General features: G+C 59.7%; 9 protein-coding genes. 2 read left to right on the top strand and 7 right to left on the bottom strand.

Annotation, left to right across the window (positions count from 1 at the left end):
* The first annotated feature begins 1 nt into the window (after nt 1).
* Nucleotides 2-241: a hypothetical protein gene (locus ACOYW1_RS30695; protein ID WP_180137378.1), complete on the top strand. Its 240-nt coding sequence runs from the start codon at nt 2-4 to the stop codon at nt 239-241.
* A gap of 239 nt (nt 242-480) precedes the next feature.
* Here the strand turns inward: ACOYW1_RS30695 and ACOYW1_RS30690 are convergent, their stop codons facing one another.
* From ACOYW1_RS30690 to ACOYW1_RS30660, 7 genes are all read right to left on the bottom strand, one after another.
* Entirely contained in the window at nt 481-858 is a 378-nt protein-coding gene (locus ACOYW1_RS30690; protein ID WP_482420954.1) for a MarR family winged helix-turn-helix transcriptional regulator, read from the bottom strand.
* 619 nt (nt 859-1,477) lie between these two features.
* On the bottom strand, nt 1,478-2,110 hold the full coding sequence (locus ACOYW1_RS30685; RefSeq protein ID WP_482414528.1) for a corrinoid protein: 633 nt from the start codon (nt 2,108-2,110) through the stop codon (nt 1,478-1,480).
* 90 nt (nt 2,111-2,200) lie between these two features.
* Nucleotides 2,201-3,628, bottom strand: a complete 1,428-nt coding sequence (locus ACOYW1_RS30680; RefSeq protein ID WP_482420953.1) for a trimethylamine methyltransferase family protein — start codon at nt 3,626-3,628, stop codon at nt 2,201-2,203.
* Nucleotides 3,629-3,788: 160 nt separating this feature from the next.
* Nucleotides 3,789-5,363, bottom strand: coding sequence for a BCCT family transporter (locus ACOYW1_RS30675; RefSeq protein WP_482414526.1), 1,575 nt, complete (start codon nt 5,361-5,363; stop codon nt 3,789-3,791).
* Between the two features lie 1,411 nt (nt 5,364-6,774).
* Complete coding sequence (locus ACOYW1_RS30670; protein ID WP_482414525.1) at nt 6,775-8,166, bottom strand: sigma-54-dependent transcriptional regulator; 1,392 nt, start codon at nt 8,164-8,166, stop codon at nt 6,775-6,777.
* 68 nt (nt 8,167-8,234) lie between these two features.
* Entirely contained in the window at nt 8,235-10,793 is a 2,559-nt protein-coding gene (locus ACOYW1_RS30665) for an ATP-binding protein (RefSeq protein WP_482420952.1), read from the bottom strand.
* 292 nt (nt 10,794-11,085) lie between these two features.
* A complete protein-coding gene (locus tag ACOYW1_RS30660; protein WP_482414523.1) occupies nt 11,086-11,886 on the bottom strand; it encodes a dihydropteroate synthase in 801 nt (266 codons plus the stop codon).
* Nucleotides 11,887-12,908: 1,022 nt separating this feature from the next.
* Between ACOYW1_RS30660 and ACOYW1_RS30655 the strand changes: the two genes are divergently transcribed.
* Nucleotides 12,909-13,580 carry a DUF2284 domain-containing protein gene (locus tag ACOYW1_RS30655; RefSeq protein WP_482420951.1) on the top strand — a complete coding sequence of 224 codons (672 nt, stop codon included), beginning with the start codon at nt 12,909-12,911 and terminating at the stop codon, nt 13,578-13,580.
* Nucleotides 13,581-13,698 lie beyond the last annotated feature (118 nt).

Below are 13,698 nucleotides of genomic sequence, written 5' to 3'. Positions count from 1 at the left end.
CATGGACCCTAACAGCCCATTGTCCAAACGGATCGGAGGTCTTCTGGCAAGCATCGCCGGATGCCTTCTCATGATCTACGTCATCGGCCCCTGGCTGGACAGCCTCTCCGCCATCAAGCCCCTGGCCGATTTCATTGAAGAGCGCGACATCAACGCCAACGCCTACTATTACACCGAGGTGGCTGAGTTCTCCGATGCCGAGCTCAACATGAAAAACACCATGACCTACATGCCCAAATAGGTCTTTTCCGCCCGCGACAGTAAGGCAGGGAAGGCCCAAATAAAAAACGCCCGCGTAGCACGCGGGCGTTTTTTTGTTTTTCCTATTTTTCCTATAGGGGGGCACCTTAATTGAGGCCGGGGTTACTCCTTGGCTTCCAGGGTGTTGATGGGACCGGAAAAGAGGATGGGGGCCACCTCCAGATTTTCCGCGTTCATCATGGATGCGATGCGCTGAAGGGAAGAGCAGCAAGGCCTACTTTAGGATTCGAGCTTATTGAACCGCGCCACAAACTGCTCGTGGAGCAGGGACGGCTTGTTCTGGATAATCTCAAGGGCTTTGTCGGTGGCTGCCACCAGCACCCGCCGTTTGTCGGTCTCCCCTTTTTTCCGTTTCAGGACGCCGTTCTTCTCAAGGCGTTCCACGATATTGGTCACCGTGGCCTGGCTGAGGCTCACCTTTTTGGCCAGGCTCCCGATGGAGATCTCCCCCTCCCTGGCGATCACCTGGATCACCACGAGCTGGGGCCCGGTCAGGCCGTATTTCTTAACAAGCTGCTTTGAGTGCAGGTCCGTGGCCCGTATGATCTGCCGCAGGGAGATCAACAGGTCGTAGCAGATATCATGGTCATCAACCATCGGTTACGCCTCTCCATAATAAAAGTGATCATTCCACACAAAATCCCTTCTATCAGCTCTCATGGGGCTTGTACAGAACCCACCTCTTTTTCCCTGCGTTTTTGGTTTCACACATGGCCATATCCGCCTGTTTAAAAAGAACAACCTTAAAATCGATGCCTCCGGCGGTGAGGCGTGCCACCTCGAAAGCAGGTTGCCAATGTGCTTTCCCCTTCGTTCCTCAGGGACAATCACATTCGCTATTGATTCAGATGAAACGGAGTCTGTTTTTAAACCCTGTTTATTAGACCCGTCGTTATAAGATCAGTCAAAAATTTAGCCCCCGGCAGGGCCGCCGAACGGGTTCGATAGCTTACAAAATTGGGAAGGAGATTTGGAACTCGGAATGAGGGGGGATTTCTGGTAGGGTGCCATGGGAGTCGAGGGGCAAAGGGTGCCTGAAGATACGCCGTTAGGAGGATCCGGTCGAATGGGAAGATTCGCCCGGGAAACGTATCGCGCCCCCTGTTTCACCACATCAACAGGCGGTCGGCAACATCCTTTGCCCCTCGGTCTCCTGTGGAGGGACTGGCACACACGACGGCAAGGCATCGCGGTGCCATAAAATCGAATCCAAGCCTCAGGCCAGCATGGCCTTGGCAAGCTTGCTTGCGGACCCGGCATCAGCGGCGTAGGCATCGGCCCCGATCTCATCGGCGAAGGCCTGGTCCACCGGCGCACCGCCCACCATGATCTTCACCCCGTCGCGCAGGCCGGAGGCGGTGATCTGCTCCACCGTGGACTTCATCATGGGCATGGTGGTGGTCAGCAGGGCCGAGAGGCCAACAATGTCCGGCTGCTTCTCCCGGATCTCGTCCAGAAAGGTATCGATCTCCACGTCCACGCCCAGGTCGGTGACGTCAAAACCGGCACTCTCCATCATCATGACCACCAGGTTTTTCCCGATGTCGTGCAGGTCGCCTTTCACCGTGCCGATGACCACCTTTCCGACCGAGGCGTTTTCGTCCTCGGAGAGCAGGGGTTTTAAAATCTCCACGGCAGTCCCCATGGCCATGGCCGACATGAGCACCTCGGGGATGAACATCTCTCCGGTCTCCATGCGGCCCCCCACCACGTCCATGCCGGCAATCAGGCCGTCGGACAAAATCACCCCGGCCTCCAGGCCTTGATCCAGCGCAGCCTGCACATGGCCCACAAGGGCTTCATCGTCTCCGGCAATGAGGGTTTCGGTAATGGTTTTCAGGTCAGCCATAATCAGTCTCCTTACGTTTTCCGTAGCACCAGTCTAAAAAAATCGGCCCGCCTCCCTGGGGCCAGGCCGGGCTCATCAGTCACAGCAGAATCAACCCAGCCGTTTATCCACAAAGGCGGAGAGTTCGCGTTCGAGTTCAGGCTCCAGGGTGGACTCGGGGCAGGCGGCAAGCCGCTCTTTGTAAAGACGGTTGGCCCGCACAAGGGCGTCTTCTCCCCCCTGCTTGTCCCACTTTTCGTGGTTGTTCCAGTCCGAAACCGTGGGCCGCCAGGCCGTCCGGCAGTTCTTCATGGTGGTGGGGTGCATAAGAAAAGAGCCCTGGGGCCCGATGGTGTCGATGAGTTCTGCCGAAAGGTCGGTGTGGATCCCGCCCACCCCTTCCATGAACCGGAGCACCCGGCTGATCATCTCCTCGTCCATAATGAACTTTTCAAAGGAGTTGGTCATGATGGAGTCCAGAACGCCCAGGCACTCGTTGATGACATGGGCCCCGCCAAGCATGCACTGCATGAGGTTCTGCATGGTCTCAAAGCCCGCCTGGGCGTCCGGCACCTTGGCGTCATTGAGCCCTGCCATGGTGCGGGTGGGCAGGTGATACAGCTCCAGAGCCATCTGCAGGTTCACGATATTGATGAGGTGGGACTCCGGGGAGCCGGTGACGTACTGGGCGGTCATCATGTTCGGCACGGCCGTGGCCGGTGCGTAGATGACCCCGGCCCCGGGGGTGACCATCTGGCTCAGGACCAGGCCCGAGAGGATCTCTGCGTTCTGGAGCACGGCGGCCCCCAGGAGGCTCATGGGCGCGGAGATCCCGGCCAGTGCGCAGGAGAGGACCGTCACGGGCTGATTGTACCGGGCATAGGTCATGATGGTTTCAATGGGCTCGGTGTCGAAGGCCAGGGGGCTCAAGGGGTTGACGCTGGCGTAGATGCTGGGGTGATCGGCAAGGAACCCCTTGCCCACGGCCACCTCGTACATTGCAAACATCTCTTCGATTTCCCGGGCGGGCTGCACGTTGCGCTTCAAGGGCTTGGTGGTGTGCTTGAGGGTCTCGAAAAAGATGCGCAAGGGGCGCTCTTCAGGGGGCACGTCGTTGGGCTCCACGGGGATGGCCCCGGAAATGGTGCATACAGGGCTCTGGTGAGCCAGCTTGAAAAAGTCGATGAGGTCCGCCATGGTGGAGGCCCTTCGCCCGCGCTCCATGTCGTGGGTAAAGACGCAGCCGTTGCTCGGCTCCACATGGGTGCGGGTCTGTCCCTCGCCAAGGGTCACCACGGTCTCTTTGTCCCGGCCCCACAGGGAAATGGACGAAGGAGCGCTCTCCAGGGATTTTTCCAGCAGGGAGCGGGGAATCTTCACCCGGTGCCCGTCCACCTCGGCCCCGTTCTGCTTGAAAAGGGCCAGGGCTTCGTCCGACTTGAACTCGACCCCGGTGGTCTCAAGTACCTGGACGGTTGCTTCGTGAATGCGGGCCAGCTCATCTGTGCCCACCACATTGATACGGTTTGCCAATGCCATGTCCTTGTAGTCTCCTGTCACGCCGCGGGATTACGGGATATCAAGGCGAAGGGGCGCGCCTCCCCTCCGCCTTCTTGCTGTCAAAGGGTTTCATCCGGCCAGCTGCAAGGCCCTGCACAGGGAGTGCAGGGCTCTTGCATGCCGTCCGAAAGGGACCGCGCTATGCGGCCTGTTTTTCCACCGCCTCTTCCATGGATTCCGGAGGAGGCTGAAGGGCCGAGACACACCGCGTCTCATACCGGTGAAGGTCCTTGATGAAAAAGTAACCGGCCCCCAGCATGATGAAGAGCAGAGGGAAGGATGTGAGAACCGCCACCGCCTGCAGGGGCTTGAGGCCGCCGATGAACATCAGGCTGATGGCCGCCACGCCGTTGATCACGGACCAGAACATACGGTTCCAGCGGGCAGGCTCCTTGTCCATGGGCAGCTCCTTGGTGCTCACCGTGGCCAGAACGTAGGAGGCAGAGTCCAGGGTGGTGGCGCAGAAGATGAACATCAGCATAATGAACAGAGGCAGCATGAGCTGGCCCAGGGGAAGGGCCGCGATGAGAGAGGCAATGGTCTTGGCCGGACCGCTGGCCGCCATCATGGCGGTCATGGACTCGGCGCCGTTGAGCTCGATGTACAGGGAGTAGCCGCCGAACACGCCGAAGAAGACGGCGCAGCCCAGGGGGCCCCAGACAAGAACCGCAACGGCCATTTCACGCAGGGTGCGGCCCTTGGAGATCTTGGCAAGGAAGACGCTCACAAAGGGAGACGCCCCGAGCCACCAGGCCCAGAAGAAAATGGTCCAGCCCTGGGGCCAGCCGCTCTGCCCGGCGGTGTCGGTCCACATGGACATGCGGATAACGTTGTCGAAAATCATGCCGAGGCTGTTGACAAAGGTGTTGAGGATCCAGCTGGTGGGGCCCACCAGGAGCACGGCCGTCATGAGGACAAAGGCCAGAACCAGGTTGAAGTTACTGAGCCGTTTGATGCCCTTCTCCAGGCCGAAGTAACAGCTGCAGCAGAACATGACGGTCCAGATGCCCACGACAAGGATGTCCAGGGTCAGGCTGGTCTCCACACCGGCGAATTTTGCGATGGTGGCCGACAGCATGGGGGTACCCAGGCCCAGAACCGTCACCACGTTGCCCAGGATGGCGAACATGATGAGAAGGTCCACAAACAGTTTGAACCCGGGGCTCTTCACGTGCCCTTCAAAGGCGGCGCCGATGCTGAGGCGCTTGGTTTTGCGCTGGTAATACGAGTAGGCAATGGGCACCCCGAAGACCGCTGTAAGGGCCCAGGGCACAAAGCCCCAGTGGAAGATACCGTAGCAGGCCGCCCACTCCTTGGCCTCCTTGGATCCCACCTCCAGGCCGAAGGGAGGACCCTGCATGTAATAAATGGGCTCGATAAAAGACCAGTAGATGAGGCCGGTGCCGATGCCGCAGCAGAAGAGCATGGCCACCCAGCTGATGTTACCGAACTCGGGTTTGGCATCCTGGCCGCCCAGCCTCACATGGCGGTAGGGGCCGAAGATCAGCCAGAGGAAAAAAATCACCGCGGCCACGGCAAAGAGCATAAAGGTCCAGCCCAGGTTACCTGTGAAATATTTCCGGATGTTGGTCAGCACCACCAGCGCCTTGTCTTGAAACATGACGATGGGAATACAGGTGACCAGGGTCACCACCAGCGCTGAAAAAAACAGGACCGGTTCGATTTGTACGGGTTTGTCCGTCGAGTTACTCAATGTGTCACTCCTCCTTGATTGGTTGGACTTCTCTGGGACTCCGTGAAAAACCCCGCGGCTGAGCCCTGTGGCTACGGCATGATTCCGGGCTCGCCGCCTCGCCTGGGCGTCGCTCCCTTTGCCTGACCGCTGTGTTCTTCCCGAATGCCCTCCCTACTCCCCCGCAACGCCTTTCCCGGATATTTCATGAGAAAACGGCCGAGACAAAAAATTGAATGTCATTCAAGGTTTTCTGCTCGATTTTCTCACCCTTCGGGCGAGCCGAGTGCGCGCGTGCCGGACATCGCGCCTCCCCCTTCAGCTCTGTGCGGGCATACGTTCGGTGACGAGAAGATACCGTCAAAACGCGGCATCCTCGCCCCATATGGCCTTGGGTCAGTGGATGGATCCCCCCTGCGGACTGAAAACCGCCCCAGGCCTCCCCCCAAAAACAAAAATGCCTGTGCGGTACACCACCACACAGGCATTCAATTCGCTTCAGGGTTGTCAGCGCAGAAACCGTCATACGGTCACTGCACTCCGGGCTCGGTTCAAGAAGAGAGGACCGATACACCTGGGCCACACCGTCGGCCGGCTCAATGCAGAGCATGCAATGGGCCGGATGGGACTGTGGGCTGTGTGGTTGGTTGTGCATCATGGTCTCTTCCATATCGTTCCCGTTGGTAACGCGCCCCGTCCCGCCCCGACTTGGTGCGGCGGGCAAAGGGGACAGGGGCAGGCCATAAAACAGGAAAAACACCACCCCCGGACCCTTCTCCGGGCACCGTGCCCTGGCCGGGCCAGACAAGGTGCACCCTCCTTCATGCGGCGGAAGCCCTTTCAAAGCTTCTGTGGGGGACGGCGGGTTTCGGTTCCGTCCCCACCACCGCCGCGGGTACTCACCTCCCGGCCATGCACGGCGACTCTTTTTTGGGTACGCGATTCATTGCGTCTGCATCAGGAAATTGCATGGAGCGTGCCACCGAAGGCTTCAAGGGTAGTCATTGAAAGGGCAATAAAGTTAGAAAAGCTTGCCAGCATTGGCTTTCACTCATCTAGAAAATTTCAGTGGACGCCCCCCGTCATCCCTCACGGTCTCCGGACCTGCCATGTGCCCTGCCAGAGGCGCCTGACAATTCTTCAAATCTTTCGAAAGAATGCAAAACCAGGTTCAGCCGATAAACGCATGCCCGGAAAATGCACACATCCCGGCATCCGGACACAGGTGGGGTTACCGGCGTGAAGGCATGACAGCATAGGTTCCGGTTGGCATCTGAAGGAAAGGCAATGAAGACATGGAAGGCATGAAGTAGGAAGAAGGCGGGTGCCAATTCAAGGCAATAAAAAACTCCCCCTTTGCCGAGCAAAAAAGGGGGAGTGGTTTCTTCTGGCCGCCCCTTGTGCGGGAAAGGGCGCCTGCAGTCCGAGCTGCCTAATCGTCGGGCAGGATTTTCTTGCGCTGGTAACGAAAGGTGTGGTGATTGAGGTTTAGCAGACGAGCGGCCTTGGACTCGTTGCCCTTGGCCATCTTCAGGGCCTCTTTGAAATAAAAGGTCTCCATGGCGGTCCTCACCTCCTGGATATCGATGCCCGTGGGGGGCAGGGGCGCAAAGCCGGTGGGACCGGATTCCATGATCTCTCCCCGCCGGACATCCTCAAGGCCCAGGTCCTCCACGGTGAGTTTCTCTCCCCTTGCGGTGAGCACCCCCCGCTCCATCATGTTCTTAAGCTCCCGGACGTTGCCGCTCCAGCTGTAGATAAGAAGCCTGTCTTCGGCCTCCTCGGTCATGCCGGTGATGGTTTTTCCGAACTTCTCGGCAAAGGTGTGCATGAAATTCCGGGCGAGGATCAGGGTGTCTTCCCGCCGCTCGTTCAGGGAGGGGACGTTGATCTTGATGACCCCCAGGCGGAAGAAGAGGTCCTTGCGGAAGGTCTCCTCGGTGATCATCTTGTCCAGGTCCCGGTTGGTGGCCGAGACGATGCGGGTCTTCACCTTGCGTTTCACCGTACTCCCCACCTTGTAAAACTCGCCCTCTTCGAGGAACCGAAGGAGCTTGGCCTGGGTGTCGAGGCCCATGTCCCCCACCTCATCCAGAAAAAGGGTCCCCCCTTCGGCGGCCTCGATGAGCCCGGTCTTGCCCGTGGTGCTGGCCCCGCTGAAGGCGCCCTTTTCATACCCGAAGAGCTCGCTTTCGATGAGTTCCTTGTGAATGGCCGCGCAGTTCACCGTCACAAAAGGCCCCTTGAAGTTGGGGCTCCGGTAGTGGATGGTGCTGGCAATGAGCTCCTTGCCCGTGCCGGTTTCCCCCAGGATCAACACCGGTGTGTCCGGGCTCTTGGCCACCATGGTGATGAACTCCATGATGTCGTGGATGGCGTTGCTCTCTCCGATGAAGCAGGGCATGTTCTCGGTGAGCTGCCGCTCCTGCAGGGCCCTCACCTCTTTTCGCAGGCGAATGGTCTCCAGGGCGTTTTCAATGGTGTTCTCAAGTCCCTCCATGTGGATGGGCTTGATGATGTAGTCGTAGGCCCCTTTTTTCATGCAGGTGATCACGGAGTTGATGTCCTCGTAGGCCGTGATCATGATCACCAGCACATCCGGATGGATCTCCTTGATCCGGCCCAGGGCCTCGACCCCGTCCATGCCGGGGAGCCCGATATCCAGGAGAATCAGGTCCGGGGCCTCGGCCGTCACCCCCTCAATGGCCGACTCCGCGTCGGCAAACCCCGTGAGGGTATACCGGTCGGAGAGGGCCAGGGTGATTCCCTCCCGAATTGTCTCCTCATCATCTACGATAAATACTTTGTAATCGATCGTCATCATACTCTGCATTGTCCCCATCCCGGGCATTTAATGATCCGGGCTATATTGTGATATCGGTGCACCCACCGCTACAGTCCATGCCGTACATTCCCGGATCCGCCGCGGTGGCCCTCCAGGGGAAGGGCCACCACAAACCGGGCCCCGCCGCCTTCGCCCTCTTCCACCCGGATGCTGCCGCCGTGATCTGTGACGATGCGGTGGCAGAGGCTCAGGCCGATGCCGGTGCTGTTGTTCTTGGTGGTAAAAAACGGTTCGAACACCCGGTCCCGAACCTCACGGGGCACCCCGGGCCCGGAGTCCTCCACCTGGAGGATGATCTCACCGCCCTCCAGGTAAGTGGAGACGCGGATACGCTTCTCCCAGGGCCACGCCTTCAGGGCGCTGGCCGCATTGGTGATGAGGTTGAGCACCACCTCCTCAATAAGCTGGGGCTCGGCATAACACCTGGGCAGGGCCTCGTCCAGCCGCTGCTCCACATGGATGTTGCTCTTGGTGAGCATCATCATGGACAGGGCCAGGGCCTCCCGCACCGGCTTGTTGATCCGGGTCAGCACGATCTTGGGTTCACACGGCTTGGAAAAGTTCATGACCCGCCGGATCACCGACTCAATCTTTCCCGAAGCCGAGCGCACCTGACGGAACACCGGCTCCAGCTCTGCAATGGATCGACCGGCGGCCACCCTCTTTTCCAAGGTGCTCATGTAGATATTAATGCCCGACAGGGGGTTCCGGATCTCATGGGCGATGCCCGCGGCCACGTGGCCCAGGGAGGCCATCTTGTCCTGAACCACCAAAAGGTGTTCGAGCTTCTTGGCCCGGGTGATGTCCATGGTGTTGATGAGCATGGCCGACTCCCCCTGGAACTCGATGGGGTTGGCCCGGCAAGTCACCCAGGTCTGCCGCCCTTCCCCCATGTCTCCGGCGGTGGGGGTAAGCCGAAACTCCGCCTCGTGGAGGCCCGGCTCCCCGTTCATGACAGCCTCGGAAAAACGGTTCACGGCCTCCAGGTCGTCGGGGTGGATCGCCTCGTCCCTGCGGGTCCCGAAGGGAGCCAGCGCCCCCATGATCCGCTCCTGCTCGGGGTTGTTGTACACCACCTCCCCGGCCTGGACGATGGTGATGCCCGTCAGGGCGCTCTCCACCAGGTCGCGGAACCTTTTTTCGCTCTGTTTCAGGGCCTCCTCGGATCGCCGCCTCTGCACCATGCGCCACATCCCCGCCATGAGCAGGGTCACCTGGCGCTGGTCCGCGTCGTCATACGGAACAGGCTTGTTGCCCACCCCGGCCACGACCACCACCTCTCCGCGCTTCAACACCGGAATGTTCATGTACCGAAAAATGGGGCCGACACCGGTGGGCACACCCTTCATGGCCGGATTGCTGGCCGGGTAATCGTTGGTGGTCACCGGCACCCGCCTGGCCAGGGCCTCGCCCCAGAACCCTCGAAACTCTTCGGGAAAGCCTTCCGGGGTGCAGGTGGCGGTCCACCCCTTGCCTGCGGCGGAATACGGAGAGTCATGAACAAACAGCCAGCCGGTGCTGTCGGCAAAGGCCAGGTACCCGAACCGACTCCGGGTCAGCTTCACCGCCTCTTTCACGGCAAAGGCCATGATCTCATCCATGGAGGCGTCGGTCATCTGGTTGAGGCGAAGCAGGGCCTCCAGCCTTTTTTCATTGACGCGCAGCTCTTCGGTCCGCTGGGCCACCTGCATCTTCAGGGTGCGGTTGATGGCAATAACGGCGGCCATCACCACCGCCACCACGATGAGCATGGAGCTGATCACCGTCCAGAAGGTGGGGTTTCGGTAAAAAGGGATCTGTTCCAGCCGGACCCATTTGTTGTAGATGTCGGCCCGCTCCTCCTCGGTGATGAGGGCCAGCCCTTTTTCCATGATGCTCCGGAAAAGGGGCCAGTCGTTGCGGGTGGCCGTGCCCAGCTCCACCTTGAAGTCGATGGTGCCGGCCAGCCTCAAGTTGGTAATCTGCTGGTCCTCAATGACGAACAGGGCGTTGGGCACCTCCATGATCATGGCATCGAGCTCCCCGAAGGAGACCATGCGCATCCCTTCACGGCCGCTGGCGACGGGAACCAGGTTGAGGTCCGGGTAGGTGCCCTTGATATAGTGGTACACGGCGTACCCGGCGGGCACGCCGATGGTCATGTTCTGCATCCGGCCCAGGGTCAGCACGCCCGGCACGCTCTTTTTGACGATGATGGTGTTGGAGAGGGTAAAAAGGGTCGGGGACCAGTCCAGAAACTCCCCCCGTTCGCGGGTATGATGGGCGGCGCTGATGATATCCACCTCCCGGTGGCGCGCCAGGGTCAGGACATTCTCCCAGGAGTCGATGCGGATCACCTTGAAGCGAAATCCCAGGCGCTCCTCCACAAGGTGCATGTAATCGGCAACGAGCCCACGATAGCGCCCGTTTTCATCAAAAAATTCAAGGGGTTCCCAGTTAGGGGAAGGGGCCAGGCGGATCTTGCCGTCATGGGCTGTGAGCCATTCACGCTCCTCAGGGGTCAACGGATCCACAGCCACAGGGGTTGCTGCCGACACCGCGGCCGAAAAAGCGAAAAGCAGCAAAAGAGCTGCCAAAAGGAACTTCACGTCAGGCCGTCGCACCATGCCCCCCTCTTTTTTGTGTTCATTCGAACCATCCCGACCCACGCCCTGCGATGAGCCGAGTCCATAGAAAGGGATGTTTCCACTGATCTTTCCCTGTTGTCAGGGGTATCACAAACCCGCCGGAAAAACCAACCCCCCACCGCGCCGCCACCCGTTCCCACGGGGTGGCACCACGATAAAGCCGCTGCAGCGCGGCGTCCGTCCCGCCATACCACGGGAAAAAAACGCGGCGGAACCAAGGCCGCGCGCAGCTGGCTTATCAAAGGGGCGCTTCGCATGCGCCCCGAAATCATTACGCCTTGATCCTGCCTGCACGCACGCCTTTGAGGTAGTTCATGCAGAATTTGTCCCCGCCTTTCAGGGCGACGCCCGTGGTCAAGGTGGCCATCAGTTCACTGTCCAGGGGGTCCATGATGGCTGAATCAAGGCCCCGGGCCATCATCATGGCCAGAAAGCTGCGGTTGACCATCCGCCTCTGGGGAAGGCCGAAGGAGATGTTGGAGAGCCCGCCGGTGGTATGAACCCCGGGGAGTTCCGTCATGATGCGTTCCACCGCCTCCATGGCCATGGTCCCGTTGCCTGTTGCCACGCTCAGGGGTTGGATCAACGGGTCGATGAAGATGTCGTCCCGCTCCACCCCGATGGAAGCAAGGGACTCCACCAGGCGCCTTGCCCGGTCAAAGACCTCATCCACGGAAGTGGGCATGCCGGAATCGTCCATGCAGAGGGCCACCACCCGGCACGCTTTTCCTTTGAAAAAAGCCATCATGGGCTCGAACCGGTCCGTCTCCAGGCTGATGGAGTTGATCATGGGCTTTTGCGTTGCAAGGCCGTAAGCCATCTCCAGGATCGCGGGGTCCGGGCTGTCCAGGCACAGGGGAAGGGAGGTCGCCTCCTGAACCACCCCGAGGAGCCAGCGCATGTCCTCTTCTTCACACCCGATGCGGGCCCCGGCATTGACATCAATGTACGTGGCCCCGGCGGCCGCCTGCTTTTTTACATCCTCTGCGATGTAGTCGGCATCCCGTTCGGCCACAGCCGCCTTCACGCTTTTCAGGGTGGTGTTGATCCGCTCTCCGATGACAGTAAACATAGGCTCGTCGCTCCCATTGTGCCGAGGCACCCCGCAGAGGGGCACAGGGCTCTCTTTCTTCGGTTACCGGTTGAATTCCAAGGGCGTCGGCATCGGTGTCAAACAGGCGATACCGGTCCCCGATATCGAGGCATGTCAACCGGCCGTGGAAACCTGACGGAGACTGGGGGGCTGCATGGGGGCGCTTCAGGCAGTGGTTGGACGTTCAGGGGACGTGCCTGAAAGCGCCTGCGGCAAATAATAATGGCGGTGGCTCATGCGCCGTATCCGGACAGGGTAGAAGCCGTCTCTTCCGGGGGGAATGGGGCTGCATCCGTTATCTGCCGGGGCCGCCGCCTTGGCTCATTCACCGTCGCCCATGCGTGCCCTCACCCTCCGGTGGAACCGGCCGGTGATTCACCCCTCGTGTTGCACAAGCCGTACCAAGGGAGGCCCCAAACACAAAGTCCCCGTGCAGCAACCCATGGGTGCCCGCCGGCCTGCCACCGGGCGGGTCCGAGGCCTGGAAAAATTGCGAAGAATTGGCAAAATCCCCACATTCCCTGAAGCTGGAAGCTGTGTCTCCCGCTCTATTTAACTATATATAGTCTTAAACCCGCACTCCGTCTTCCTACACCTAAATAATATACGCCTGTGTCTTTAGCGAATGCTCCGCAAGCCGACCATTTTCTTCTTTCAATAACATACAATTTCAGATATATAGAAATATACCACACCATTAGACACTATCCCGCATTACTTACCTTGAGCACCGCATACTGCACCTGCGAAATACCTTTTTTTGCTTTTTCACCGAGCACCCCGACAAGATGGACGATGTCGGCGCAAAACAACGGAGGGAGACACCATGGGTGTTCCCATCCGTCACCACAACGCCCCATGGTGCCATGCACCAAAGGAGAGCCAGTCATGTTGCCCAGGTGCCCTGGAAGGGACCAGACCCTGATGTCTGTCCCCGAGCTGTTTCCCTGTCCCCACTGCGGACAGGAGCTCGAAATCTGGAGAGATGAATCAAAAGGACGGTGCGCCGCCTGCACCAACCGCATCAGCAGGCAGCGGAAGCCCTGGCCTACGCTGTCAACATCTCGAGCCGCGACCGTCGCATCCCCGTGGGGGAAGAGGTCTCCATGGCCGTCTGCGAAGCAGCGGACCCGTCGGGGGAGCCCATCTATTACGAGCGGTTTGAAACCGTGGTGCCCCTCTCCGCCATCGAGCACCACAGCAGGTACAAAACGGCCTGCGAAGCCTGCCGCCAATACGGCACCAACCTCGCCTGCCCCCCGTTCAGCCCGACGTTTATCCACTACACGCAAGGCAAAAAAAGCGCCCGGGTCATCTGCCTTCGCCTGCCCCTGGAATACTTCTCCGGGGAACTCCTGCAGGACCGTTACCGCCTCTGTTTCAAGCAGGTCCGCGGCTTTCTGGTGGATGAGCTCTACGCCTCACGGGAAGAGGGCTACACCATTGCCGGTGCCGGCCCCTGCATGGCATGCGATCGCTGCGTCGCTGAAGAGGGGGTCACCATATGCGCCAAGCCCGACCAACGAATCTTCAGCCTTGAATCCCTGGGGGTGAATCTCATGGACCTGGCCCGGCGATGCTTCGGCATCGATCTGGAGTGGAGCAACGAAAGCCACACCGCCCACTTCGTCTGCGCCATGGGTGCGGTTTTCTTCCATGGAGACGCCGCATAACCCTGCCATTTCATCCAATCAGGGCCAACGCATTCAGGTTTTGCCTCCGGCGGCCCTGCCGGGGGCCAACCATTTGAAACGTTTAACAAACAGGTTCCATTTTTTTGGACGCGTCGCA

The sequence above is a fragment of the Desulfoluna sp. CYM3A genome, assembly GCF_056829965.1.
The sequence above is the reverse complement of the archived record's forward strand: the minus strand, read 5'-3'. Positions and strand labels throughout refer to the sequence as shown.

Coding starts and splice junctions, on each gene's coding strand:
- ACOYW1_RS30695 (WP_180137378.1), top strand. CDS start 2: ATGGACCCTAACAGCCCATTGTCCAAACGGATCGGAGGTCTTCTGGCA.
- ACOYW1_RS30690 (WP_482420954.1), bottom strand. CDS start 858: ATGGTTGATGACCATGATATCTGCTACGACCTGTTGATCTCCCTGCGG.
- ACOYW1_RS30685 (WP_482414528.1), bottom strand. CDS start 2,110: ATGGCTGACCTGAAAACCATTACCGAAACCCTCATTGCCGGAGACGAT.
- ACOYW1_RS30680 (WP_482420953.1), bottom strand. CDS start 3,628: ATGGCATTGGCAAACCGTATCAATGTGGTGGGCACAGATGAGCTGGCC.
- ACOYW1_RS30670 (WP_482414525.1), bottom strand. CDS start 8,166: ATGATGACGATCGATTACAAAGTATTTATCGTAGATGATGAGGAGACA.
- ACOYW1_RS30665 (WP_482420952.1), bottom strand. CDS start 10,793: ATGGTGCGACGGCCTGACGTGAAGTTCCTTTTGGCAGCTCTTTTGCTG.
- ACOYW1_RS30660 (WP_482414523.1), bottom strand. CDS start 11,886: ATGTTTACTGTCATCGGAGAGCGGATCAACACCACCCTGAAAAGCGTG.